26 protein-coding genes are annotated in these 23,169 nt (G+C 68.4%); 16 read left to right on the forward strand and 10 right to left on the reverse strand.

From position 1 onward, the window contains the following. Nucleotides 1-82: 82 nt before the first annotated feature. The 6 genes from ACUTAG_RS03010 to ACUTAG_RS03035 all read right to left on the reverse strand — a co-directional run bounded on the left by ACUTAG_RS03010 (nt 83) and on the right by ACUTAG_RS03035 (nt 3,674). A complete protein-coding gene (locus ACUTAG_RS03010; protein WP_006385039.1) occupies nt 83-307 on the reverse strand; it encodes a DUF3820 family protein in 225 nt (74 codons plus the stop codon). A gap of 6 nt (nt 308-313) precedes the next feature. Next, nucleotides 314-859: a cysteine hydrolase family protein gene (locus tag ACUTAG_RS03015; RefSeq protein WP_148318229.1), complete on the reverse strand. Its 546-nt coding sequence runs from the start codon at nt 857-859 to the stop codon at nt 314-316. A gap of 64 nt (nt 860-923) precedes the next feature. Then, entirely contained in the window at nt 924-1,499 is a 576-nt protein-coding gene (locus ACUTAG_RS03020; RefSeq protein WP_148318231.1) for a GNAT family N-acetyltransferase, read from the reverse strand. Nucleotides 1,500-1,576: 77 nt separating this feature from the next. Then, nucleotides 1,577-2,224 carry a glutathione S-transferase family protein gene (locus tag ACUTAG_RS03025; RefSeq protein WP_148318233.1) on the reverse strand — a complete coding sequence of 216 codons (648 nt, stop codon included), beginning with the start codon at nt 2,222-2,224 and terminating at the stop codon, nt 1,577-1,579. Nucleotides 2,225-2,248: 24 nt separating this feature from the next. After that, the gene (locus tag ACUTAG_RS03030) at nt 2,249-2,722 is read right to left on the reverse strand and encodes an OsmC family protein (protein ID WP_054498691.1); all 474 of its coding nucleotides are present in this window, start codon (nt 2,720-2,722) and stop codon (nt 2,249-2,251) included. Nucleotides 2,723-2,924: 202 nt separating this feature from the next. Beyond that, a complete protein-coding gene (locus ACUTAG_RS03035) occupies nt 2,925-3,674 on the reverse strand; it encodes an IclR family transcriptional regulator (protein WP_100504397.1) in 750 nt (249 codons plus the stop codon). 84 nt (nt 3,675-3,758) lie between these two features. Here ACUTAG_RS03035 and ACUTAG_RS03040 point away from each other — a divergent pair, with 84 nt between their 5' ends. The 9 genes from ACUTAG_RS03040 (at nt 3,759) to ACUTAG_RS03080 (ending at nt 11,823) form a co-directional block, all read left to right on the forward strand. Beyond that, nucleotides 3,759-4,727, forward strand: a complete 969-nt coding sequence (locus ACUTAG_RS03040) for a Bug family tripartite tricarboxylate transporter substrate binding protein (protein ID WP_047991237.1) — start codon at nt 3,759-3,761, stop codon at nt 4,725-4,727. Between the two features lie 7 nt (nt 4,728-4,734). Further along, complete coding sequence (locus tag ACUTAG_RS03045; protein ID WP_148318234.1) at nt 4,735-5,601, forward strand: amidohydrolase family protein; 867 nt, start codon at nt 4,735-4,737, stop codon at nt 5,599-5,601. A 26-nt stretch (nt 5,602-5,627) separates the two neighbouring features. Continuing rightward, nucleotides 5,628-6,623: a Bug family tripartite tricarboxylate transporter substrate binding protein gene (locus ACUTAG_RS03050; RefSeq protein WP_446649979.1), complete on the forward strand. Its 996-nt coding sequence runs from the start codon at nt 5,628-5,630 to the stop codon at nt 6,621-6,623. A 37-nt stretch (nt 6,624-6,660) separates the two neighbouring features. Further along, complete coding sequence (locus ACUTAG_RS03055; RefSeq protein ID WP_020928512.1) at nt 6,661-7,344, forward strand: RraA family protein; 684 nt, start codon at nt 6,661-6,663, stop codon at nt 7,342-7,344. Beyond that, a complete protein-coding gene (locus tag ACUTAG_RS03060; RefSeq protein WP_068958059.1) occupies nt 7,341-8,288 on the forward strand; it encodes an NAD(P)-dependent oxidoreductase in 948 nt (315 codons plus the stop codon). Before ACUTAG_RS03055 ends, ACUTAG_RS03060 begins: the two co-directional genes overlap by 4 nt. A gap of 127 nt (nt 8,289-8,415) precedes the next feature. Then, on the forward strand, nt 8,416-9,414 hold the full coding sequence (locus ACUTAG_RS03065) for a Bug family tripartite tricarboxylate transporter substrate binding protein (protein WP_148318238.1): 999 nt from the start codon (nt 8,416-8,418) through the stop codon (nt 9,412-9,414). A 16-nt stretch (nt 9,415-9,430) separates the two neighbouring features. Next, a complete protein-coding gene (locus ACUTAG_RS03070; RefSeq protein ID WP_148318240.1) occupies nt 9,431-10,348 on the forward strand; it encodes an SMP-30/gluconolactonase/LRE family protein in 918 nt (305 codons plus the stop codon). Nucleotides 10,349-10,481: 133 nt separating this feature from the next. Then, nucleotides 10,482-10,907: a copper resistance protein NlpE gene (locus ACUTAG_RS03075; RefSeq protein WP_006385025.1), complete on the forward strand. Its 426-nt coding sequence runs from the start codon at nt 10,482-10,484 to the stop codon at nt 10,905-10,907. A 169-nt stretch (nt 10,908-11,076) separates the two neighbouring features. Next, a complete protein-coding gene (locus ACUTAG_RS03080; RefSeq protein WP_148318242.1) occupies nt 11,077-11,823 on the forward strand; it encodes an ABC transporter substrate-binding protein in 747 nt (248 codons plus the stop codon). 151 nt (nt 11,824-11,974) lie between these two features. Here the strand turns inward: ACUTAG_RS03080 and ACUTAG_RS03085 are convergent, their stop codons facing one another. The 3 genes from ACUTAG_RS03085 to ACUTAG_RS03095 form a co-directional block, all read right to left on the reverse strand. Then, complete coding sequence (locus tag ACUTAG_RS03085; protein WP_020928519.1) at nt 11,975-12,307, reverse strand: zinc ribbon domain-containing protein; 333 nt, start codon at nt 12,305-12,307, stop codon at nt 11,975-11,977. Nucleotides 12,308-12,329: 22 nt separating this feature from the next. Beyond that, complete coding sequence (gene fmdA, locus ACUTAG_RS03090; RefSeq protein ID WP_054485259.1) at nt 12,330-13,559, reverse strand: formamidase; 1,230 nt, start codon at nt 13,557-13,559, stop codon at nt 12,330-12,332. A 198-nt stretch (nt 13,560-13,757) separates the two neighbouring features. After that, the gene (locus ACUTAG_RS03095; protein WP_148318244.1) at nt 13,758-14,375 is read right to left on the reverse strand and encodes a class I SAM-dependent methyltransferase; all 618 of its coding nucleotides are present in this window, start codon (nt 14,373-14,375) and stop codon (nt 13,758-13,760) included. Between the two features lie 136 nt (nt 14,376-14,511). On the opposite strand from ACUTAG_RS03095, the gene ACUTAG_RS03100 reads away from it, so the two are divergent. Beyond that, entirely contained in the window at nt 14,512-14,868 is a 357-nt protein-coding gene (locus ACUTAG_RS03100; RefSeq protein ID WP_006385020.1) for a hypothetical protein, read from the forward strand. Nucleotides 14,869-14,924: 56 nt separating this feature from the next. Here ACUTAG_RS03100 and ACUTAG_RS03105 read toward each other — a convergent pair whose 3' ends face one another. Next, the gene (locus ACUTAG_RS03105) at nt 14,925-16,406 is read right to left on the reverse strand and encodes an aminotransferase class V-fold PLP-dependent enzyme (protein WP_148318246.1); all 1,482 of its coding nucleotides are present in this window, start codon (nt 16,404-16,406) and stop codon (nt 14,925-14,927) included. A 122-nt stretch (nt 16,407-16,528) separates the two neighbouring features. On the opposite strand from ACUTAG_RS03105, the gene ACUTAG_RS03110 reads away from it, so the two are divergent. The 6 genes from ACUTAG_RS03110 to ACUTAG_RS03135 all read left to right on the forward strand — a co-directional run bounded on the left by ACUTAG_RS03110 (nt 16,529) and on the right by ACUTAG_RS03135 (nt 23,117). Continuing rightward, a complete protein-coding gene (locus tag ACUTAG_RS03110; RefSeq protein WP_006385018.1) occupies nt 16,529-17,017 on the forward strand; it encodes an Lrp/AsnC family transcriptional regulator in 489 nt (162 codons plus the stop codon). A 159-nt stretch (nt 17,018-17,176) separates the two neighbouring features. Continuing rightward, entirely contained in the window at nt 17,177-17,689 is a 513-nt protein-coding gene (locus tag ACUTAG_RS03115) for a winged helix DNA-binding protein (protein WP_006385017.1), read from the forward strand. A 9-nt stretch (nt 17,690-17,698) separates the two neighbouring features. Next, entirely contained in the window at nt 17,699-19,552 is a 1,854-nt protein-coding gene (locus ACUTAG_RS03120) for an ABC transporter ATP-binding protein (RefSeq protein WP_446649980.1), read from the forward strand. A 54-nt stretch (nt 19,553-19,606) separates the two neighbouring features. Next, a complete protein-coding gene (locus tag ACUTAG_RS03125) occupies nt 19,607-21,139 on the forward strand; it encodes an ABC transporter substrate-binding protein (RefSeq protein ID WP_446649981.1) in 1,533 nt (510 codons plus the stop codon). Nucleotides 21,140-21,321: 182 nt separating this feature from the next. Beyond that, on the forward strand, nt 21,322-22,245 hold the full coding sequence (locus tag ACUTAG_RS03130; protein ID WP_006385014.1) for an ABC transporter permease: 924 nt from the start codon (nt 21,322-21,324) through the stop codon (nt 22,243-22,245). 5 nt (nt 22,246-22,250) lie between these two features. Next, on the forward strand, nt 22,251-23,117 hold the full coding sequence (locus tag ACUTAG_RS03135; RefSeq protein ID WP_054507207.1) for an ABC transporter permease: 867 nt from the start codon (nt 22,251-22,253) through the stop codon (nt 23,115-23,117). The last annotated feature ends 52 nt before the right edge of the window (nt 23,118-23,169 follow it).

Genomic DNA, 23,169 nt, shown 5'->3' on the forward strand with positions numbered 1-23,169 from the left:
GTAGCCCCACGCGCGCCCGCGGGGCGTGCCAAGACGCTACGCCAGCCGCGAGATTTGTTTCTTGCGGTTTCCCCGGCGCCGTTCAGCGCGCCGCCGGCGGCTGGCGCAAGGGCGCCAGCAAGGACGACAGGCCGTTGTGGTCCAGCTCGTGCATCAACGCCAGCAGGCGCCCCAGTTCTCCCGGCGGAAAACCCTTGCGCGCGAACCAGGCCAGGTACGGCCCCGGCAGGTCGGCGATGAGGCGTCCCTGGTACTTGCCGAAAGGCATGGTGCGCGTCACCAGCAGCTGCAGCAGTTCGGGATCCATGGGCCGTTACCTCGCCTGGCCGAAGGCAATGTCGGCGGCCGGCACGGCGGCGATCTTCACGCCGAAGCTGGTCATCGACGAGAGCGTGGCGTTGTGGTGCGCGCGGATCTGCGCGCCTGGCGCGTGCGGCTTGTCCTGGGTGGTGTGGGCGTCGGCCGCCAAGGTGACCGGATAGCCCAGCGCCGCGGCGCGGCGCACGGTGGTGTCGACGCAGAATTCGCTGGCGTAGCCGCACACCACCAGCTGCGTGACGCCCGCCTGCGACAAGGCATCGTCCAGGCCGGTGCGCAGGAACGAATCGGGGGTGGTCTTGCGTATCCGGATGTCGCCGTCGGCCGGCCGCAGGCGCGTATCCAGCTGCCATCCAGGTTCGCCTTGCGCCAGCGGGCTGCCCGCCGCCTCGTGCTGCACGTAGATCACGGGCGCGGCGGCGGCGCGGGCGCGCTCGGCCAGGTCGTTGATGCGCGCCAGCACGGCGCTGGCATCGGCGGGTTCCGGCGTGGTCTCGAACAGGGCGCGTTGCACGTCGATCACGATCAGGGCGGACGTCATGGTTCTCTCGGAAAAAGTGGGTCGCGGCCCGGCAAGGCCGGGCCCACGGGAACGGAAAGGCGGGCTAACCGCATTCGGCGCCGACCAGCGCGGGCGGCCAGATGCGCGCGTACATCCAGAAATGGCGCGGTTCGCCGCGCACCTGCCGGTAATGGTGCAGCAGCCCTTCGCGGTGGAAATGGCAGCGTTCCAGCACGCCGGCCGAGGCGGTATTGGTGTCCAGCACCGTGGCCTGCACCCGCGCCAGGCCCAGCGTCTGCAGGGCCCACGCGGTCATGGCCTCGCAGGCCCGCGACGCGATGCCGCGGCGCCAGTGCGAAGGCGCGAGGTCGTAGGCGATTTCGGCGCGACGCGCGCCCGGCGTGATCTCGTTGAACCCGACCGTGCCGATCAGGCGGTCGTCGGCCTCGACGATGGCCAGGCGCACGCAGCGGCTGGCGGCAGGGTCGGCATAGCCGCGGATCAATGGCGCCAGCGCGTCCAGGCCGTCCAGCTGCCAACTGGTGTGGCGGGTCACGTTGTCGTCGCGCAGATAGGCATACCAGTGTGTCGCGTCGGTGTCGCGCAAGGGACGCAGGCGCAGGCCGGCGATACCCAGGTCAGGCGCGCGTTGCGGCCAGTCGGCAAGAGGCAGGAGCATGGGGAAGCCACGTCGCAAAGATAGTGCCGGCGCGCCCTCGCGCCGGCCACGGGACAGCTTAACAGGCCAGCGCGCCCTCAGAAATCCAGCCGGCCCTTCAACTCGCCGAACGGCACCATGACGTGTTCGCGGTAGGCGGGGCGTCCGCGCAGGCGCTCGTACCAGGCCCGCACGTGCGCCAGGGGCTCGTGGTCGATGTCCAGCTCGTAGTAGCGGTACAGCGCGGTGGCCGCGGGAATGTCGGCCAGCGTCAGCGCCTGGCCGTCCAGGTAGGGCTGCGCGGCCAGCACCGCGTCGAGCTGGCGCAGGCAGGCATGGGTGGCGGCCAGGCTGCGCGCGATGGCCGGCAGGTCGCGCTGCGCTTCGGGGGTGCGGTAATAGCCCCAGAACACGCCGGCCAGGAAGGCCGGCTGCAACGCGGTCTGGGCCCAGTCCATCCAGCCATCGGAGCGCGCGCGTCGCGCCGGATCGGCCGACCAGAAGGCGTCGGCGCCATGGCGCGCGGCCAGGTAGCGCAGGATCGCGTGCGACTCCCACACCACCGTGTCGCCGTCGCGCAGCAGCGGCACCCGGCCATGGGGATTCATCCGCAGGAAGTCGGGCGTATCGAGCAGCCCGAACTGGCCGCCGGCCGGCACGTGCTCATACGCCAGGCCCAGTTCGCCCGCCAGCCACAGAACCTTCTGCACGTTGAAGGAACTGCGCCGGCCCCAGATCGTCAGCATCGCAAGATCCCTTCAAGTGGCGCGTCAGCCGGCCACGACGATGCGCGGCTCGCACAGCACGGGGAAGTTGACCGAATTGGCGATGAAGCAGAAATGATGCGCGCGGGCATGCAGGGCCTCGGCCAGGCCGGCGTCGCCGCCCGCGGCGATGGTGACCTCGGGCCGCAATGTGACCGAGACGAAGGCGCCGCCGCGCTCCGGATCTTCGCGCATGACACCTTGCGCGTCATCGCGGTAGGCCGTGACGATGATGTTCTCGACCGCGCAAAGGTGCAGGTACCAGAGCTTGTGGCAGGCCGACAGCGAGGCCACCAGCAGGTCCTCGGGATTCCAGCGTGCCGCGTCGCCGCGGAATGCGGGATCGGCCGAACCGGCGATATCGGGCTTGCCCGGCGACTGGATCACGTGGTCACGGGCATAAGCGGTGTAGCCGGCGGTGCCCTTGCCGGTATTGCCGGTCCAGGTCACGCCGACGTCGTAATGGTGTTCGCCTTTCATTGCGGCTTCCTCGCGGCGCGCCACGCCGGCGCGCAAAGATAGATAGCGTAGCGCATGCGCCGGGCGGGGGACGGCGACGCGCGCTACCGCCGATGAGCGTAGCGCGGGCCGCCTCGGCGCGCCGCGCCGATACGGCCAGGATGGCGGGCGGCGGCGGACATGCGGGCCACGGCGCAAGGCCTGGCCGGTCGCCGCAGCCGCGTCAGGCCCCCTGCCCTTGCCGCGCCCCCATCAGCGAGCGCGACAGGCGGCTGGCCGCGGCGAGGATCGGTTCCTTCAACTCATGCAGCACGCTTTCGCCCAGGCGCGAAATCGGCCCCGAAATACAGACAGCTCCTTGCAGCGTCCAGTTGATGCCATAGACCGGCGCGGAGATGCTGGAGACCTCGGGATCGCGTTCGCCCAGCGACACCATGTAGCCGGCGCGGCGCACCGACTCATAGGGTTCGCCCGGTTCGCCGGAAAAGGCGAGCAGCACGCGGCCCGGGCTGCCCAGTTCCAGCGGCAAGGCCGCGCCGACGCGCACGTGGTGCCGGATCGACCTGGGGCCCTCGACCCGCGCCATGCAGATGCGCTGCTTGCCTTCGCGCACGTAGAACGTCGCGCTTTCGCCGGTTGCCGCCGACAGCTCGCGCAGGATCGGCTGGACCACCTCGACGATGTTGAAGGTGGCCTGGTAACACGCGCCCAGCCAGCCGGCGGCGCGCGCCAGGCGCCAGGTGCCGTCGGGCCGCTGCGCCAGGTAGTCGTCCATGGCCAGGGTGCGCGCCAGCCGCAGCACGGTGGAGCGATGGCAGCCGGTGCGCCGGCTCAGTTCCGCCAGCGACAGATGCGGATCCTCCACGCCAAAGGCTTCGAGGATGCGCATCGCGCGGCGCACGGCCACGACGCCCTCTTCGCCCGGCGCGTCGGGGGATTCCGGGGTCAGATCATCGTTCGTCATATGAAACATGTTCCGCTGTATGAGCTCGTATTGTATTAGACGGAACATCCTCCGACAATTCCTTCCATCAAAAACAAATATCGGAGACAAAACATGAAGCCGTTCGCACGCTTGCTGTCGGGCCTGGCCCTGATGTGCATGACCAGCCTGGGCGCCGCCCAGGGCTACCCCGACAAACCCATCCGGCTGATCGTGCCGTTCCCGCCCGGGGGCGGCACCGACGTGCTGGCCCGCGAAGCGGCGATCAAGGTGGCCGGCAACACTGGCTGGAACATCGTCACCGAAAACCGCCCCGGCTCGGGCGGCAACATCGGCGTGGACGCCGTCGCCAAGTCGGCGCCGGACGGGTATTCCCTGGTGCTGGGCCAGACCAGCAACCTGGCGATCAACCCGACGCTGTACGCCAAGCTGCCCTACGACCCCGAGAAGGACCTCACCGCCATCGGCCTGGTGGCCGACGCGCCGCTGGTGATCGTGGTGCCGGCCAACTCGCCGCTCAAGACCTTCGAGGACATGATCGCGGCGGCCAAGGCCAAGCCGGGGGCCTTGAACTTCGCCAGCTCCGGCAACGGCACGGTGGCCCACCTGGCGGCGGTGCAATTGCAGAACGCGGCGGGCATCCAGCTCACGCACATCCCCTACAAGGGCGCGGCGCAGGCGTCCAACGATCTCATCGGCGGACAGATCGACATGTACTTGTCTTCCGTGCCGACGCTCATCGGCCACGTGCGCAACGGCAAGATGCGGGCGCTGGCGGTGACCTCGGCGCAGCGCGTGCCCGACATGCCCGACGTGCCCACCATCGCCGAGCGCGGTTTCCCCGGCTTCGAGGCCGTGACCTGGTTCGGCCTGGCCGCGCCGGCCGGCACGCCCAAGGACATCGTGCAGCGCCTGAATGCCGAGTTCAACAAGGCGCTCCAGACGCCGGAGCTGCGCGTCAAGTACCAGGAACAGGGCGCGCGCGTGCTCACCGACACGCCGGAAGCGTTCGCCAGGCTGATCCACGACGACCGCATCCGCTGGGGCAAGATCGTCAAGGACTCGGGCGCGAAGGTGGAGTGATCCGGCCGTGGCTGCCCTTTACGCCTACTCCAGCGGCGACGCCAGGCCGGCCACCGCCGCCCCGCCCGGGGCGTGCGACTGCCACCTCCACGCGTATGACGCCCGCTACCCGACGGTGAAGGGCGCAAGGCTGCTGCCGCCGGACGCGTCCATGGCGCAGTACCGCGCGATCCAGGCCCGCCTTGGCATCCAGCGCGCGGTGCTGGTCACGCCGTCGACCTATGGCGCCGACAACCGCCCCATGCTCGACGCCTTGGCGCAACTGGGCGGGCAGGCGCGCGGCGTGGCCGTGATCGACGGCAGCGAAAGTGACGCGCAACTGCAAGCCTTGCACGACGCCGGCGTGCGCGGCATCCGGCTCAATCTCTCGCTGGGGGTGACGAGCCGTGCCGACCAGATCCGGCCGCTGGCGGCGCGGGTCGCCCCGCTGGGCTGGCATGTGCAGTTGCTCATGCCGCCCGAGCGGCTGGCGCAACTGGAGGGCCTGCTGTCGGCCCTGCCGGCGCCGATCGTGTTCGATCACATGGCCCGCATCAGTCCGGCGCAGGCCGGCGCGCATCCGGCCCATGCCCTGGTGCTGCGCCTGCTCGGCCAGGGCCGCGCCTGGCTCAAGCTGTCGGGCGGCTACCTCGTCAGCCCGCGCCACAGCGTCGAGGATCCCGCGCTGGACGCGCTGGCCCGCGGCTATCTCGACGCCAATCCCGAACGCATCGTCTGGGGCAGCGACTGGCCCCACGCATCGGCGTCGGCCGGCATGCAGCCCATGCCCGACGACGCGCGCCAGCTCGACCGGCTGGCCGATTGGACCGGCAGCGCCCGGCTGCGCCAGGTCCTGGTGCACAACCCGGCGGCCCTGTACGGCTTTGCGGCATGAGTACCAGAACAATACGGAGACAACCCATGCAGACCTCTTATTCCCTCTCGCGCCGGCGCTTCCTCGCGCTGGGCGCGGCCGTGGCGGCCGGCGCGGCCTTCGGCGCGCGCGCCGCGCAGGATTGGCCCGGCGGCAAGACCATCACCTGGGTGGTGCCCTATCCGGCCGGCGGCAGCACCGACGTGCTGGGCCGCGCCATCGCGCAGCAACTGGATGCGCTGCTGGCCACGCGCGTGATCGTCGACAACCGTCCCGGCGCCACCGGCACCATTGGCGCGGCCCGCGTGGCGCGCGCCGAGCCGGACGGCCTGACGCTGCTGGGCACCTCGATCGGCCCCCAGGCGATCGCGCCGCACGTGCTCGGCAAGCTGACCTATGACCCGGTGGCGGACTTCGCGCCCGTCATCATGATCGGCACCATTCCCCATCTCCTGGTGGTGGGCAAGGAGCAGCCGTTCCACAGGGTCGCCGACCTGATCACGGCCGCGAAAAAGGCGCCCCAGAGCCTGGCGTATGCCTCGGGCGGCACGGGCACGATCCTGCACATGCAGGGCGAGCTGCTGCAGCAAAAGAGCGGCGCGCGGTTCCTGCACGTGCCCTACAAGGGCGACACGCCCGCGCTGCAGGACACGCTGGCCGGTCAGGTGCAATTCGCCTTCATTCCCGCGGCGGCCGCGTTGCCGCACGTGCAGACCGGCGCGCTGCGCGCGCTCGCCGCCACGTCGGCGCAGCGTCTGCCGGCCTTGCCGCAGGTGCCAACCATGGCCGAGGCCGGCTTCAGCGATTTCGTGGTGGAGCAATGGCAGGCCGTGTTCGCCCCCGCCGCCACGCCCGCGCCCGTCATCGCCCGACTCAACGCCGGGATCGGACGCGCCTTGCAGAGCCCGGCGCTCACGGCGCTGGCCGAGCAGCTCGGCATCACGCTGGCCGGCGGCACGCCGCAGGCCCTGGACACCACCCGCAGGGCGGACTTCGACAAATGGGGCAAGGTCATCCGCGATGCCGGCATCAAGCCGGCCTGACCCTGCCCTTCCGACTCTCACCTCCACAGGAACACTCATGGCAAACCAGGACATCATCAAGGACTTCCCGCGCGTCGGCGCCGACATCGTGCGCCGCGCGGCGGCACTGCAACCGGCCATCCTGGCCGACGTGGCCGGCCGCCGCGGCGCGCTCAGCGGCCGCATCCGCCCGCTGCACCCCGGCATGAAGCTGGCCGGCACGGCGCTGACGGTGGAAGTGCGCCCCGGTGACAACCTCATGATCCATGCCGCGATTTCCCTGGCCAAGCCGGGCGACGTGCTGGTGATCGACGGCAAGGGCGACCTCAGCTCGGCGCTGATGGGCACCATCATGATGAACGCCTGCCGCAAGCTGGGCATCGCCGGCGTGGTGATGGATGGCGCGGCGCGCGATAGCGTGGAGATCATCGAAATGGACTATCCGGTGTTCGCCGCCGGCACCAACCCGAACGGCCCCACCAAGAACGTGCCCGGCCGCATCGGCCATCCCGTGTCGGTCGGTGGCGTGACCGTGTACCCCGGCGACTTCGTCATCGGCGACGCCGACGGCGTGGTGGTGGTCGAACGCGAGAAAATCGAAGGCCTGCTGCCGGCCGCCGAAAAGAAGGTGCGCGACGAGGCCGCGCGCATCGCCGCGATCCAGGCCGGCGACACCGAGGCCAAGTGGCTGTCGGCGGCGCTGCGCGCCGCCGGCGTGCTCAAGGAAGGGGAATCGCTGTGAACAAGACCGCCACAGGCAAGGCCGCCATCGTCGTGACCGCGGCCGACCTGGCCCCGGAAGCCATCGCGCTGCTGCAGGATTTCAATCTGGTGTTTGCCGGCAAGACGCCCGCCGAAGAGGAAATCGTGGCCTTGTGCCGCGAGCACAACCCGGTCGCCATCATCGTGCGCTACAGCAAGGTGGGCGCCGCCGCCATGGACGCCGCGCCCGCGTTGCGCGTGATTTCCAAGCACGGCAGCGGCACCGACACCATCGACAAGGCCGCCGCCGCCCAGCGCGGCATCCAGGTCGTGGCCGCCGTGGGCGTGAACGCCGCCGCCGTGGCGGAACACGCCCTGGCGCTGCTGCTGGCCTGCGCCAAATCGGTCGTGGGCCTGGATGCGCGCATGCGCGCCGGACACTGGGACAAGTCGACGCACAAGAGCCTGGAGCTGGACGGCAAGACCATCGGCCTGGTGGGCCTGGGCGCCATCGGCCGGCGCATGGCCGCCATGGCGCACGGCATGAACATGCGCGTGATCGGCTTCGATCCCTACGCGCGCGATCTGCCCGAGTACATCGCCAGCGTGCCGCTGGACGCGATCTGGCGCGAGGCCGACGTGGTATCGCTGCATTGCCCCCTGACCGACGAGAACCGCGGCATGGTCAACGCGGCGACGCTGGCGCAGTGCAAGCCCGGCGTGGTCCTGGTCAACACCGCGCGCGGCGGCCTGGTCGATGAAGACGCGTTGCTGCAGGCGGTGCGCTCGGGCCAGGTCCGCGCCGCCGGCCTGGACAGTTTCGCCGTCGAGCCCATGACGGCCGGCCACCCCTTCCAGCAGGAGCCGCGCATTCTCCTCAGCCCGCACGTCGGCGGGGTGACCAGCGCCGCCTACGTCAACATGGGCGTGGCCGCCGCGCGCAATGCCCTGGACGTGCTGGCCCGCGCGGCCGCCCCCGCCTGAGGAGCCGCGCCATGCCGCAACGATGGACCGCGCGCATCCTGGCCGAGGCCGGTATCCACAAGGAATGACGCGGCCAGCGAGGGCTCAAGGCCGAAAGACATTCCCACATAAAAACAGAGGACGACAAATGAATCACCGTAATCGAACCCGCTTCTCCCCCCGGCGCGCCGCGCTGCTCGTCGCGGCCGCCGCGACACTCCTGGCGGGCGGCGTTGCCCATGCCGCGGACGCCTGGCCCAGCCGCCCCGTGCGGATCGTGGTGCCCTACGGCCCGGGCGGCGCGGTCGACGTGGCCACGCGCAAGGTCGCGCAGATGTTGTCGACGCAGACCGGCCAGAGTTTCGTGGTAGAGAACAAGCCTGGCGCGACCGGCACCATCGGCGTCAGCCAGGTGGCCCGCGCGCCGGCCGATGGCTACACGCTGGTGGCCAACGACACCACCTATTCGCTGCTGCCGCACATCTTCAAGAAACTGCCCTTCGATCCGGCGGCGGACCTGCAGCCGGTCACGGCCTTCATCTTCGCGCCCATGGCGCTGGCGGTAGCGGCCGACAGCCCGTATCGCACGCTCGACGATCTGCTGGCACGGGCGCGCGCCAAGCCCGACTCGGTGACGTACGGCTCGGGCGGCGCCGGCACCACGCCGCACTTTGCCGCCGAAGGGCTGGCGCGGGCGACCGGCGTGAAATTCATGCACGTTCCGTTCAAGGGCGCCGCCGAAGCCACGCAGGCGGTGCTGGGCAAGGTGATCGACTTCCAGTTCGCCTCGACCACCGGCCTGATGGGGCCGGCGCAGGGCGGACAGTTGCGCCTGCTGGCCGTGAGCGGCGCCAAGCGGCTGGCGGTGCTTCCCGACGTGCCGACATTCGCGCAGGCTGGCGTGAAGGATTTCGGCGTGGTCAACTGGACCGGCCTGTGGGCGCCCAAGGGCACGCCGCCGGAAGTCACAGAACGCCTGCAACGCGAGGTCGCCAAGGCCATGGCGTCGGAGGAAATGCAGACCTTCGCCACCAAGATGGGTGCCGAGCCGCGCGCCGCCGACGCGGCGGAATTCGGCCGCATCCTGGCCGACAGCAACGTGATGTGGGGCAACGTGGCCCGCAGCATCGGCTACGACGCCAAATAGACACCGAGGAGACGCCATGTTTTTCCCGCAACCGCCCCAGGTGGCGCAATTGGACGCATGGAGCGCCATGCCCGACCACTTCCGCCGCCACCAGCGCAGCGACTGGGCCGACGCCAACCGCGGCGGGGCGCCGGTCGATTCGTTCCTGGAGGGCCCGGTGTTCGATCGCCACGGCAACCTCTACGTCACCGACATTCCGTGGGGGCGGGTGTTCCGCATCGGGCCCGACGGCCAATGGTCGTTGGTGACAGAATACGACGGCGAGCCCAACGGCATGAAGTTCCTGGACGACGGCCGACTGCTGATCACGGACTACAAGAACGGCCTGATGGTCCTGGACGTGGCCAGCGGCCAGGTCACGCCCTACCTGGCCCGCCGCAACAGCGAGCGCTTCAAGGGCGTGAACGACCTGATCTTCGATGCGCACGGCAATATCTACTTCACGGACCAGGGCCAGAGCGGCCTGCACGACCCCAGCGGCCGGCTGTACCGCCTGCGCGCCGACGGCCGGCTGGATTGCCTGCTGGACAATGTGCCCAGTCCCAACGGCGTGGCGCTGTCGCCGGACGGCAAGGTGCTGTACCTGGCCGTGACGCGCGGCAACTGCGTCTGGCGCGTGCCGCTGATGGCGGACGGCAGCGTCAGCAAGGTGAGCCAGTTCTTCACCTCGTACGGTCCCAGCGGCCCGGACGGCCTGGCGGTGGACCGCGAAGGCAATCTGCTGGTCTGCAATCCCGGCCTGGGCTACGTCTGGCTGCTGAACCATCGCGCCGAACCGGTGATCGTCTGGCGCAGCCCCAACGGCATGTCGACCACCAACCTGGCCTTTGGCGGCGAGGACGGCCGCACGCTGTTCTGCACCGAGTCGGTGACGGGCACCATCCTCATCGCCCGCGCGCCCCATCCGGGCCTGCTGGCCGCGGCCCCGCGCTGACGCGCTCCGGGCGACGGAGCCGGCGGGATCCCACGCATCCACGACGGGCGCGCCGCGCTTGCCTTTACATCCCGTTTCAGCAAGGATGGGCATGCGTCCGTATCGTGGGCGCACCGCAACACAGGAGCTCGCCATGATGAGAACCACCTTGACCTGCACCCTGACAGTCGCCCTGCTTGCCGGCTGCGCCCCCTCCAAACCGATCAGCGCGCGTTCCGTGCCCGTGGACAATCACACGGCGCGCGATTCACTCGACTGGCCGGGCAGCTACGAAGGCACCCTGCCTTGCGCCGATTGCCCCGGCATCCGCACCCGCCTGACCTTGATGCAGGACGGCCGCTACGAGCGCGCCACCCAGTACCTGGACCGCGAGCCGCAGCCTGAAACGGTCGCCGGCACCTTCAGCTGGGAATCGGACGGCAGCACCATCCGCCTGGACGCCTCGGGCGACAGCCAGCGCTATTTCATCGCCGAGAACCAGGTGATCATGCTGTACCGCGACGGCACCCGGCCCACCGGCCCACTGGCGCCGCACTACGTGCTGCGGCGCGCGCAATAGCGCCGCAGCACCTGCCCGCGCAGGCGGCGGGCGCCGCGCCATGATGCCCGTGCGATCCGCGCCCCATTCGCCGCCGTGATGCCGCGCAGATGCCGCGCTTGCGGCTATTCTCTGGGCTGCACAGGCCGCGCCGCCCGCGCCGGAAGATGCCCCCACGGAAGGAAGATCCATGAAGACCGATCACGAACTGCTCGACGCGTTTGCCCCGACCGGCGCGCTGCGCGCCTCCATCAACCTGGGCAATCCCATCCTTGCCAACACCCATCCCGACAGCGGCGCGCCCGGCGGCGTGTCGGTCGACCTGGCCACCGAACTGGCGCGCCGGCTCGACGTGAAACTGGAGCTGGTGGTGTTCAAGTCCGCCGGCGAGTCGGTCAACGCGGTCGCCGCCGAACAGGCTGACGTGGGCTTCTTCGCGATCGATCCGCTGCGGGGCGAACAGATCGCCTTCACCGCGCCGTACGTGGTAATCGAAGGCGCCTACCTGGTGCGCGACGATTCCCCCATCACCCGCATGGAAGAAGTGGACCGAGCCGGCCAGCGCGTGGTGGTCGGCAAGGGCAGCGCCTATGACCTGTACCTGACGCGCGAGATCAAGCACGCCGAACTCTTTCGCGCGCCCACCTCGCCCGCCGTGGTCGACACCTTCGTGAAGGAAAACATGGAAGTGGCGGCTGGCGTCAGGCAACAGTTGGAGGCCGACGCGCACCGCCTGGGCGGCCTGCGCCTGCTGGACGGCCACTTCATGCTGATCCGCCAGGCCATGGGCGTGCCCAAGAGCCGCGGCGCCAAGGCCAGCGCGTACCTGGCCGCCTTTGTCGAAGCGATGAAGAAAAGCGGCTTCGTGGCCGAGGCGCTGGCGCGCCACAAGATCCAGGGCGCCGCCGTGGCGCCATTGGAAGCGGCGCCGCAATAAAAGGCAGCGTAGCCGCCACCCCGCTCGATTGCTCGCCGCGAGCCTGCCACGCGGTGGCATCACGCGCCTTGCCTGCCGCGCCGCCGCCTGCTGTGAACCGTCGCTGGCGGCCCGCCGCGCGGGCCGCCAGCGACAGGGATCGCCACCGCCGTCAGTGGCTGATCATCCAGGGCCGCGAACCGGCGAAGGACTTGGCGCCGTCGGGCGTGGCGCGGGTCTTGCCGGACCGGCGGGCGCCCGAACAGCAACCGCAGTTCATGCCGTGGCCCGACCGCGAGCTGCGCGGTTCGTTGGCGCTGCGTTCGTTGGCGGCATGGGCGCGATTGACGGCCGACGACAGCGCCGAGATCGCGGGCGCGCCGCCGACGATGCGGTTCGAGGCGGCGCCGCATCGCGGACAGTCGGCCGGGTCGCGCCACTGCGCCAGCGGCCGCAGCGCCGTGAATTCGCCGCAATCGGCGCAGGCGTAGTCATACATGGGCATGTCGGTCTCCTGCGCGCAAGGCCTAGCGGTCGCGCGACAAGGGCATGTCGATGCCGCCCTTGATGTGCTTGACCGGACCGGAGGCCGACGGCTGGATGTCGAAATCGAAGATCTCGGTCGGCAGCCACAGCGTGGCGCAGGAGTTGGGAATGTCCACCACCCCGCTGATGTGCCCCTGCACCGGCGCCGTGCCCAGTATCGAGTACGCCTGCGCCCCCGAATAGCCGAACTTCTTCAGGTATTCGATGGCGTTAAGGCAGGCCTGGCGATAGGCCACGTTCACGTCCAGGTAGTGCTGCTTGCCGCCCTCGTCCACCGAGATGCCTTCGAAGATCAGGAAGTCCTTGTAGGCCGGCGTGATCGGGCTGGGCTTGAAGATCGGGTTGCGGATGGCGTACTTGTCCATGCCGCCCTTGATCAGCGTGACGCGCATGTGCACCCAGCCGGCCATTTCGATGGCGCCGCAGAAGGTGATCTCGCCATCGCCCTGCGAGAAGTGCAGGTCGCCCACCGACAGGCCGCCGCCCTTGACGTAGACCGGAAAGAACACGCGCGCGCCGCGCGACAGGTCCTTGATGTCGCAGTTGCCGCCGTGCTCGCGCGGCGGCACGGTGCGCGCTCCTTCGGCGGCCGCGCGGTCGCGGTCGGCCCCTTGCAGCGCGCCCATGTGCGCCGTCTTGGGCGCCGGCGGATTGGCCAGTGGCGGCACGCGGTTCGGGTTGGTGTCGATCAGCGCCTGCTCGCGCTGGTTCCAGGTGTCCAGCAGCTTCTTGTCGGGCAGGCAGCCGATCAGGCCGGGATGGATCAGCCCGGCGAAGCTGACGCCCGGGATGTGGCGCGACGAGGTGAACATGCCATGGAAATCCCAGATGGATTTCTGCGCATGGGGGAAATGGTCGGTGAGGAAGCCGCCGCCATTGTTGCGGCTGAAGAAGCCGTTGAAGCCCCACAGGCTGTCGGGCTTGGCGCCGATGTCCAGCAGGTCCACCACCAGCAGGTCGCCGGGCTCGGCGCCTTCGACGCCGACGGGGCCGGACAGGAAGTGCACGGTGGAAAGATCGACGTCGCGCACGTCATCGGCGCTGTCGTCGTTCTTGATGGCGCCGCCGGTCCAGTCGTAGGTTTCCAGGATGAAATCGTCGCCGGGCTTGACCCAGACAGCCATCGGGATATCCGGATGCCAGCGGTTGTGGATCTGCTTGTTTTCGTAGGGGGACTGGGCCAGGTCGACCTGGATGAGGGTGTTTGCCATTCTCTTTCATCTCCAACGCAACGTGTTGATAAAACAGAACTTGCCATCAGAGGCCGGCCAAGGTGCCCAACGTGCCGGGGCGCGTCGCCAGCGACTGATTCGTCATGCACGGTAGGACAGTTTCGGGCGACGGTAAACTGGGTTTTTTCACAGTGAAGCCGTCACACGCCCCTTCGACACCCGGCCCCGGTCCGAGCCTCAGCCACTCTTGCGGCAAAAGCAGTAAACGTGCCGATAGGGATCGTCGACCATGTGGCGCGAAGCGATGACCCCATCGATGGCGGGCACGAACTCTTCGAATTCCGGGCCCACCTCGACCGGAAACGGCGTGCGCTCCGGAAGATCGTTGTAGCCCAGCACCAGCACGCCGCCAGGCCTGAGCACCGCGTGGCATTGCGCCAGCAGGCGGTGCAGGCCGGTCTCGCCGTCAATGCCGAAGCCGAGCAGGCCGTTGGCGACCACCACATCGAAGGCGTCCGCGCCATAGTGTTCCGCCATGTCGAGCGCATCGCCGATCCGGTGCAGCCCCGGCCGGCCGTAGACCGCATTGCGCGGCGAGATATCCAACGAATGGAAGGTCGCGCGCAGCAGCCTGGGATAGTGCCAGTTGTGTTTATCCAGGCCGAGGAACAGCAACTGTTGCGGTTCGCGCTGGAAGGCGGCCAGCCGGTTCAGATAGGCGAACACGCGCGTCTCGAGAAATACCCGGCTGGGCGTATCCAGCCTGAAATCGATTCCCACGCGTTCGGCCAGCACAGGCGACAGCCTGAACAGCGCCCGATTGGCGATATATTTCAACTTGCGCAACTTGCGCATCACATTCCCTCCTGCTCCGAGGGAAAGCAATATGCTTTGCGCGCGCGGACCTGCCTATTGGACTGGTCCGATATTGCACGGCAGTTATGATGCGTCCATCGCATTCGCGGCCGGCCCGCAACGGAAGTCCCAGTCCATGTTCCCGCTTCGCCCCCTGTCCGCCCTTTTCCTGTTCGCCTGTACCCTGCCGGCCCACGCGGCCGAGGAATGCGTGGCGCGGTTCGACGCGGGCGTGGCCCGCTACCAGGAAGCCGTGGGCGTGCAGAAGGGGCGCGAGACGGCCAACTGGCAGGAACTGAACGGGTTGCTGTGCCAGGGGCGGCTGGACCTGCTGGACATGGAGTTCGCGCTGGTCGACGACTACGAACAATGCGCGCGCAACGGCGGGAAGTTTCCCGAGCAGACCGCGCGCGCGATGCAGGACCGCTCGGACAACCTGGCCGCGCGCAAGAGCGCGTGGATCGACACCTGCGGCCCCTACATGAAGCAATAGCGCGGCCGCCGCAACGCGCGGGCAGGCCGCCGCGCGCCGTGCAACGGCCAGGCGCGTCAGGCGGCCGTGGCGGCCGCCGCGGGCCGCGGGAAGAAGATGGCGCGGGCGGGGTCGAAGTCGTAGCGGTCTTCGAACTCGGTGGCGTCCGCGGCCAGGGCCAGCACCGAATCGAGGATGAAATCGGCCTTGGCGTCCGACAGCAGCACGCTGAAGTTCAGGCGGATGAAACCCGGCTTTTCGATCTCGCGGCCGTCGAGGATGGCCTGGCGCATGCGCGCCGATTCGGCCTCGTCGATCTCCAGCAGATGATGCACGTAGGGACCGGCGCAGGCGCAGCCGCCGCGGGCCTGGATGCCGAAGCGGTCGCTCAGCATGCGCGTGACCAGTTGCTGGTGGACGTAGCCGCCCTGGCCGTTGCGCACGCGGAACGAGAAGATCGGCAGGCGCGGCGCGCTCAATGAACCCAGCAGTTCCAGGCGGGGATGGTCCTGCCAGCGGGCCAGCGCGCGCTGCACGAAGGCGGCGTTGCGCCGCGCCATCAGGTCGGCGCCCAGCGCCTCCTTGACCAGCAGCACCAGCGCGGCGCGGATGTCGCCGACCACGTTGGGGGTGCCGGCCTCTTCGCGCGCTTCCAGGCTGGCGCTGTAGTCGTGGTTCATGGGCGAGACGAACTTGACGGTGCCGCCGCCCGGGAAAGTGGGCGTGGTCGGCACGACCGCGTCGCGCCGCACGATCAGGATGCCCGAGGCGCCGGGCCCGCCGATGAACTTGTGCGGCGAGAACACGATGGCGTCGATGGGCGCGTCGGGCGCGGGCGTCATGCGGATGTCCAGGTACGGCGCGCCGCCGGCGTAGTCCCAGATCATCCGGGCGCCGGCGCGCTTGACGCGGCGCGTGATCGCTTCGACGTCGGCGACGATGCCGGTGACATTGGAGGCGGCCGACAGCGCGCAGATGACCAGCGTGCCCGCCGGCGCTTGCAGCGCGGCATCGAGTTCGTCCAGGTCCGGCCCGCCCTGCGCACTTTCGGCCAACACCACGATATCGGCGCCGCATTCACGCCACGGCAGGATGTTCGAGTGATGCTCGTAGGGGCCCATGACGACGCGCACCTTGCGGCCCGTCGCCAGCGCGGCCGGCACGCCCAGCAGGTGCACCAGGCGATTGATGCCCATGGTGGCGCCCGAGCCGGAGAAGATCACGGCATGCTCGTCGCCCGCGCCGCAGCAGCGGCCGACCACGGCGCGCGCCTCGCGCCGCAGGCGCGTGATGAAACCGCCGCAGAACGAGGCCTCGGTGTGCGAATTGGCGTAGTACGGCAGCACGTGCTCGAGCACGAAGCGCTCGACCGGCATGAGCGCGCGGCCGGAAGCCACGTAATCGGCGTAGACCAGCGGCTTGAGGCCGAACGGGCCTTCGATGACGGCGTCCTTGCCGATCAGGCCGTCGGCCAGGCTGGCGATGATGTCGGGGGATTGCAGGGATTGCTGGAACTGGCGCAACGGCCCTGTGGCGGCCGGGGTCGCTTGGGTAGACATGGTGCAGATTCGATGAAACGGCTGGCAGGAGAGTTAGCGAAATATCATACGATGGAAGGAAATTTGAAACCTCACCTAAATTTTCCTTAAAATCGTCAAAATTCGATCTTTTGAACGAATATATGGAAAAAATAGACAAGTTTGATCTGAATATCATTTCCTGCCTGCAACGCGAGGGTTCGCTGTCGCAGCGCGAGCTGGCCGATCGGGTGGGGTTGTCGCAGAACGCGTGCTGGCGGCGGCTGCAGCGGCTGAACGCCTGCGGCATCATCCGCGGCACCCGCGCCGAGGTGAACCTGGCGGAACTCGGGCTGGACCTGACGGTGTTCGTGATGATCCGCACCAGCCACCATGCCAAGGAATGGGCCGACGGTTTCCGCAAGCACGTGGAACGCCTGCCCGAAGTGACCGGGTTCTACCGCATCGGCGGCGACTGGGACTACCTGATCCAGGTGGTCTGCCGCGGCATCGCGGGGTACGACCGCTTCTACCAGAAGCTGATCACCGATTTCGAGCTGTCCACGGTGACGGGGTTCTTCAGCATGGAAGCCATCATCGAGAACCGGCCGCCCGACCTGGGGCTGCTGCAGGAGTCCGTGGGCAACGCGTAGCGCCCACGGTTGGCCGCGGGCGGCGCGGCGGCTTGAATAACCGGCAGTCATGATGTCCCGGGGCGGCTTATATCCACGGGTTATCCCGGATGCCTCCATATCCACAAATCGTCAATAATTCGCCAACGTTTTGTCGTCGATCCGTCCCCACCGCCGCCCATGTCCGTTTCCGTCCGGGACGCCATTGTTTCCTCCTCCCATCTTGCCTCGTCCGCCCCGGAGCTGTCCGAGGTGGAGTTCGGCCTGATCATCGCCTCGCACGCCTTCAACCGCTGGATGGTCCGCTGCATGGCCTGTGCCGGGCTGCCCGAGCTGACCTCGCTGGACATCCTGGTGCTGAACCACGTGTTCCATCGCGGCCGCGGCAAGAAACTGGCGGACATCTGCTTCACGCTCAATGTCGAAGACACCCACCTGGTGAACTATTCGCTCAAGAAGCTGGAGCGGCTGGGCGTGGTGCAAAGCGCCAAGACCGGCAAGGAAGTGATCTACACCACCACCGATGCCGGCGCCGCCGCGATCCAGCGCTACGCCGAAGTGCGCGAGCAATGCCTGGTGAAACCCTTCATCGACTCCCCCGCCGCGGACGATGCCAGCCACCAGCTGGCCAATACCCTGCGCGCCTTGTCGGGCCTGTACGACCAGGCCGCGCGCGCCGCCACCTCGCTGTGAGAATCCACGTTGTCTAGCATTCCCGCCTCCTCCGCCCAGCCGCTGCTCTCCGTGCGCGGCGTCTCGGTGGACTTCAATACCGAAAACGGCGTGTTCCGCGCCGTCGAGAACCTGGACTTCGACGTGCGGCCGGGCAAGACGCTGGCCATCGTCGGCGAGTCCGGCTCGGGCAAGTCGGTGACGTCCATGGCCATCATGCGGCTGACGGACTACAACAACGGCCGCATCGCCACCGGCCAGATCCTGTTCCGCGACGGCGACGACCGCGAGGTCGACCTGACGGCCGCGTCCGACGAGCGGATGCGCGCGATCCGCGGCAACGACATCGCCATGATCTTCCAGGAGCCGATGACCTCGCTGAACCCGGTGTTCACCATCGGCGACCAGATCATCGAGGCCATCATGCTGCACCAGCAGCTGTCGCGCTCGGCCGCCCGCAAGGCGGCGCGCGCGCTGCTGGAGAAGGTGCGCCTGCCGGACGCCGAGCAATTGCTGGACCGCTATCCGCACCAGTTGTCGGGCGGCATGCGCCAGCGCGTGATGATCGCGATGGCGCTGTCGTGCCAGCCGCGCCTGCTGATCGCCGACGAACCCACCACCGCGCTGGACGTGACCATCCAGGCGCAGATCCTGAACACCATCCGCGAACTGCAGCGCGACCTGGGCACCGCCGTGATCTTCATCACCCACGATATGGGCGTGGTGGCCGAGATGGCCGACGACGTGGTGGTGATGCTGCGCGGCAGGAAGGTCGAGCAGGGCTCGGTGGAAGAGATCTTCCGCGCGCCCAAGCATCCCTATACCCGCGCCCTGCTGGCCGCCGTGCCGCGCCTGGGCAGCCTGACCGGCCGCGACCTGCCGCTGCGCACGCCGCAGACGGTGCTGGAAGGCGACACGCTGCGCGAAGTGGGCGAGACCCGCGAGCAGGACACGGCCCGCTACGACGAGCCGGTGCTGCGCGTCGAGAAGCTGACCACGCGCTTTGACGTCGGCCACAACCTGTTCGGCCGTGTCACCCACCGCGTGCACGCGGTCGAGGAAGTCAGCTTCGACGTCTACCCCGGCGAGACGCTGGCGCTGGTGGGCGAATCGGGCAGCGGCAAGTCGACCATCGGCAAGACCCTGCAGCAGCTGGTGGCGCCGACCTCGGGCGCGGTGCGCTACAACGGCCAGGACATCTTCTCGATGGACGCCGCCGGCCGCCAGCGCCTGCGCCAGGAGATCCAGTACATCTTCCAGGATCCGTATGCCTCGCTGGACCCGCGCAAGACCGTGGCCTTCAGCATCGCCGAGCCGATCCGCACCCATCGCCTGCTGACCGACGAGGCCGCCATCGCGCGCCGCGTCGGCGAGCTGCTGGAACAGGTGGGCCTGAAACCCGAGCACGCGCGCCGCTATCCGCATGAATTCTCCGGCGGCCAGCGCCAGCGCGTCTGCATCGCCCGCGCCCTGGCCAGCGACCCCAAGCTGATCATCGCCGACGAATCGGTGTCGGCGCTGGACGTGTCGATCCAGGCGCAGATCCTGAACCTGCTGATGGACCTGCAGAAGGACCGCGGCCTGTCGTACCTGTTCATCACCCACGACATGGCGGTGGTGGAGAAGGTCAGCCACCGCGTGGCGGTGCTGTACCTGGGCCAGATCGTGGAACTGGGCACGCGCCGCCAGATCTTCGAATCGCCGCAGCATGCCTACACCCGCAAGCTGCTGGCCGCCGTGCCGGTGGCCGAGCCCGGCCGCCACATCGACACCTCGCTGATCGAGGGCGAAATCCCCAGCCCGGTGCGGCGCGTGGGCGACGAGCCGGCGATCATTCCCCTGGTTGAATTCGCGCCCGGCCACCGCGTGGCCCGCGCCGCCTGAACCTTCCGTTTTCTACACGTCGGCCCGGCCGATTTCCCGTCCCTGGAGTTGAACATGCTCTCCCTACGCAAAACCTTCACCGCCACCGCCCTGGCCCTGGCGCTGGGCGGCGCGCTGCCCGCGGTCCTGTCGACCGCCCAGGCCGCCGGCACGCTCAACGTCGCCATCAACCAGGATCCGGGCAGCTGGGATCCGATCGACACCTTCGTGACGTTCTGGGGTTCGGTCGGCAGCAACCTGTACGACGGCCTGACCATGCGCGGCGCCGACCTGAAGCTGCAACCCGGCCTGGCCACCAAGTGGGAATACCTGGACGACAACAAGCGCCTGCGCTTCACGCTGCGCCAGGGCGTCAAGTTCCACAATGGCGAGCCGTTCAACGCCGAGGCCGTCAAGTTCACGTTCGAGCGCCTGCTGGGCGCGGAAGGGGCCAAAGGCCCGCAGAAGTCGAACTACGACTCGATCGGCGAGGTCAAGGTGGTGGACGAGTACACCGTCGACTTCATCCTCAAGCAACCCGATCCGGTGCTGCTGACCAAGCTGGCCGGCTACGGCGCCATGATCGTGCCGCCCAAGTACATCCAGGAAAAGGGGGAAGGGAACTTCAACACCCATCCGGTCGGCACCGGCCCGTTCAAGTTCGAGAGCTACCAGCCCAAGGTCAACGTGACCCTGGCGCGCAATGACGACTACTGGGGCGGCAAGCCCAAGCTGGACAAGGTGGTGTACCGCTTCATCAGCGAGCCCGGCACCCAGGTCGCCGAACTGCAGGCCGGGCGCGTGGACATCGCCACGCTGATCCCGCTGGGCCTGATCGAAACGGTCAAGAAGTCGGGCAACGCCGACGTCATCTCGACCGGCGGCCCGGTGGCCTTCGCGCTGCGCTACAACACCAAGAACGGCATCACCCAGAACCGCGACGTGCGCCGCGCGCTGATCATGGCGGTGGACCGCGACACCATCGTCAAGCAACTCCTGCTGGGCCAGGCCAAGACCATCGCCAGCTTCCAGGGTCCGCAGTCGTTCGGCTACAACCCCGAGCAGAAACCCCTGCCCTTCAACCCCGCCGAAGCCAAGAAGCTGCTGGCCGGCGCCGGCATCAAGCCGGGCGCGACGGTGCAGATCGACGTGCGCGGCAGCGATTCGAACTTCCGCGAAGTGGCCCAGGCGGTGTCGGGCTATCTGCAGGCGGTGGGCGTGCGCGCCACCATCAAGCCGTACGAAACCGGCGTGCTGCTCAACGACATCATCCCCGGCGGCAAGACCGGCGAGATGTGGCAGAACCAATGGGGCGGTTGGACCTACGACTACGACAACACGGCCTACCTGATGTACCACTCGGGCCAGAAGTGGAATCCGTACGACAACGATCCCAAGCTGAACGCCATGCTGGAAGCGCAGCGCACCGTCTATGACGTGAAGAAGCGCGAAGCCATGCTGCAGGAGATCGCCGGCTACGTGGCCGACCAGGCGCTGGAACTGCCGCTGTACAGCCTGAACACCATCGTCGGCGTGAACAAGCGCGTGAAGAACCTGGAAGTGCCGGGCGACATCCGCTTCCGGTTCGTCGATACGACCGTGGAGTAGAGCCCCCCCGAGGCGCTGCGCGCCTTCCCCCAGGGGCATGCCTGCGGACCGGCGGAGCCGGATCCGCGGCATCCCGCTTAAGGGCGATGCCTGATTGGGCGTCGTGATGTCTGTGTGGCACTTGAAGCATTTGACGCATTAACCCTACTGATTCGCCGGGGCGAAAGCCCTGGCGGAGCCTCATGACCGGATTTCTGATTAAACGCGTGTTGCAGGCGGTCTTCGTGATCGTGGCCGTGACGCTGCTCGTCTCCTATGCCGTGCGCCTGACCGGCGACCCCGCGCTGATGCTCAGCCAGGGCTCGGGCAGCGTCACCGAGCAGGACCTGGCCAACATCCGCCAGGCGCTGGGCCTGAACCGGCCGTTCCACGAGCAATACCTGAGCTACATGCAGGGGCTGCTGCACGGCGACTTCGGCCGCAGCTTCATGGGCGGCACCTCGGTCGCCAAGCTGATCGGCGACGCGCTGCCGGCCACGCTGATGCTGGCGTTCACCTCGCTGATCGCGTCGATCCTGATTTCGCTGCCGCTGGGCATCCAGGCCGCCATCAAGCGCGGCAAGCCCACCGACCAGGCGATCCGCATCCTGTCGCTGGTGGGGCTGTCGTTCCCCAACTTCTGGCTGGCGCTGATGCTGGTGCTGCTGCTGTCGATCACCTTCCCACTGCTGCCGCCCTCGGGCTGGAGCGGTCCGGCCAGCCTGGTGCTGCCGTCGCTGACCATGGCCATCATCCTGTCGGCCACCAACATCCGGCTGGTGCGCACCACCATGCTGGAGACGCTGTCGGCCCAGTACATCATGGTGGCGCGCAGCAAGGGCCTGAAGGAACGCATCGTGCTGTACAAGCACGCGCTGCGCAACTGCGCCATTCCCCTCATCACCTACCTGGGTCTGCAGTTCGGCGGCCTGATCGGCGGCATCGTCGTCATCGAGATGGTGTTCAACTGGCCCGGCCTGGGCACGCTGGCGTTCGACGCCATCTCCGGCCGCGACTACCCGGTGCTGCAAGGCACGGTCACCGTGCTGGCCGCCGTCATCGTCCTGGTCAACCTGATCGTCGACATCGCCTACGGCATCGTCGATCCCCGTATCCGCACGCGGTGAGCCCCATGCAGACCACTACTTCCCCCGCCGCCCCCAAGGCAATCAAGCCGCGCAGCCGCTACCGCTCGCTGGAGTTCGTGCTGGGCGCCGTGCTGACCGGCATCATGGTCGTCCTGGTGCTGGCCTCGGGCTGGCTGTTTCCCGATGGCGGCGAGTCCATGGACCTGACCGCCCGCCTGATGGCGCCCTTCACCAGCGCCGCCCACCTGTTCGGCACCGACCCGCTGGGCCGCGACGTGCTGGCGCGCGTCATCGTCGGCGGCAAGATCTCGCTGCTGGTGGGCTTCGCGTCGGTGCTGGGCGGCGCCCTGCTCGGCATCATCATGGGCCTGATCGCCGGCTACTACCGCGGCTTCTGGGACATGATCGTGATGCGCTTCGCCGACGTGCAACTGGCGCTGCCGTTCATCCTGGTGGCCATCACCTTCATCGCCATCCTCGGCGGCGGCCTGTTCAACGTGATCTTCTTCATGATCATCTCGCAGTGGGTGCAGTACGCGCGCCTGGTGCGGGCCCAGGTGCTGGCGCTGCGCGAGCGCGAGTTCGTGCTGGCGGCGCGCGCCTTCGGCGTGCGCGACCTGGCCATGATCCGCCATCACATCGTGCCCAACCTGCTGGGCCCGCTGGTGATCCTGATGACGCTGAACGTCGCCAACAACATCCTGCTGGAAAGCAGCCTGACCTTCCTGGGCCTGGGCGTGGATCCCATGATCCCGAGCTGGGGCGGTATGCTGGCCGATGGCCGCACCTACATGCAGACGGCGTGGTGGGTGAGCGTGTTCCCCGGCCTGGCGATCATGCTGACCGTGCTGGGCCTGAACCTGCTGGGCGACTGGCTGCGCGATCGCCTGGACCCCACCGGCAAGGTGTAAATGTTATGCCCCCGCCCTGGGGCGGCCTGCTCCGGCAGGCACTTGAGGACTA

The sequence above is a fragment of the Achromobacter sp. CSND-B12 genome, assembly GCF_052906545.1.

What these genes read in the sequence shown, in the direction of transcription:
- ACUTAG_RS03010 (WP_006385039.1), bottom strand. Translation starts at nt 307, where the DNA reads ATGGATCCCGAACTGCTGCAGCTGCTGGTGACGCGCACCATGCCTTTC.
- ACUTAG_RS03015 (WP_148318229.1), bottom strand. Translation starts at nt 859, where the DNA reads ATGACGTCCGCCCTGATCGTGATCGACGTGCAACGCGCCCTGTTCGAG.
- ACUTAG_RS03020 (WP_148318231.1), bottom strand. Translation starts at nt 1,499, where the DNA reads ATGCTCCTGCCTCTTGCCGACTGGCCGCAACGCGCGCCTGACCTGGGT.
- ACUTAG_RS03025 (WP_148318233.1), bottom strand. Translation starts at nt 2,224, where the DNA reads ATGCTGACGATCTGGGGCCGGCGCAGTTCCTTCAACGTGCAGAAGGTT.
- ACUTAG_RS03030 (WP_054498691.1), bottom strand. Translation starts at nt 2,722, where the DNA reads ATGAAAGGCGAACACCATTACGACGTCGGCGTGACCTGGACCGGCAAT.
- ACUTAG_RS03035 (WP_100504397.1), bottom strand. Translation starts at nt 3,674, where the DNA reads ATGTTTCATATGACGAACGATGATCTGACCCCGGAATCCCCCGACGCG.
- ACUTAG_RS03040 (WP_047991237.1), top strand. Translation starts at nt 3,759, where the DNA reads ATGAAGCCGTTCGCACGCTTGCTGTCGGGCCTGGCCCTGATGTGCATG.
- ACUTAG_RS03050 (WP_446649979.1), top strand. Translation starts at nt 5,628, where the DNA reads ATGCAGACCTCTTATTCCCTCTCGCGCCGGCGCTTCCTCGCGCTGGGC.
- ACUTAG_RS03055 (WP_020928512.1), top strand. Translation starts at nt 6,661, where the DNA reads ATGGCAAACCAGGACATCATCAAGGACTTCCCGCGCGTCGGCGCCGAC.
- ACUTAG_RS03065 (WP_148318238.1), top strand. Translation starts at nt 8,416, where the DNA reads ATGAATCACCGTAATCGAACCCGCTTCTCCCCCCGGCGCGCCGCGCTG.
- ACUTAG_RS03070 (WP_148318240.1), top strand. Translation starts at nt 9,431, where the DNA reads ATGTTTTTCCCGCAACCGCCCCAGGTGGCGCAATTGGACGCATGGAGC.
- ACUTAG_RS03075 (WP_006385025.1), top strand. Translation starts at nt 10,482, where the DNA reads ATGATGAGAACCACCTTGACCTGCACCCTGACAGTCGCCCTGCTTGCC.
- ACUTAG_RS03080 (WP_148318242.1), top strand. Translation starts at nt 11,077, where the DNA reads ATGAAGACCGATCACGAACTGCTCGACGCGTTTGCCCCGACCGGCGCG.
- ACUTAG_RS03085 (WP_020928519.1), bottom strand. Translation starts at nt 12,307, where the DNA reads ATGCCCATGTATGACTACGCCTGCGCCGATTGCGGCGAATTCACGGCG.
- fmdA (WP_054485259.1), bottom strand. Translation starts at nt 13,559, where the DNA reads ATGGCAAACACCCTCATCCAGGTCGACCTGGCCCAGTCCCCCTACGAA.
- ACUTAG_RS03095 (WP_148318244.1), bottom strand. Translation starts at nt 14,375, where the DNA reads ATGCGCAAGTTGCGCAAGTTGAAATATATCGCCAATCGGGCGCTGTTC.
- ACUTAG_RS03100 (WP_006385020.1), top strand. Translation starts at nt 14,512, where the DNA reads ATGTTCCCGCTTCGCCCCCTGTCCGCCCTTTTCCTGTTCGCCTGTACC.
- ACUTAG_RS03105 (WP_148318246.1), bottom strand. Translation starts at nt 16,406, where the DNA reads ATGTCTACCCAAGCGACCCCGGCCGCCACAGGGCCGTTGCGCCAGTTC.
- ACUTAG_RS03110 (WP_006385018.1), top strand. Translation starts at nt 16,529, where the DNA reads ATGGAAAAAATAGACAAGTTTGATCTGAATATCATTTCCTGCCTGCAA.
- ACUTAG_RS03115 (WP_006385017.1), top strand. Translation starts at nt 17,177, where the DNA reads ATGTCCGTTTCCGTCCGGGACGCCATTGTTTCCTCCTCCCATCTTGCC.
- ACUTAG_RS03125 (WP_446649981.1), top strand. Translation starts at nt 19,607, where the DNA reads ATGCTCTCCCTACGCAAAACCTTCACCGCCACCGCCCTGGCCCTGGCG.
- ACUTAG_RS03130 (WP_006385014.1), top strand. Translation starts at nt 21,322, where the DNA reads ATGACCGGATTTCTGATTAAACGCGTGTTGCAGGCGGTCTTCGTGATC.
- ACUTAG_RS03135 (WP_054507207.1), top strand. Translation starts at nt 22,251, where the DNA reads ATGCAGACCACTACTTCCCCCGCCGCCCCCAAGGCAATCAAGCCGCGC.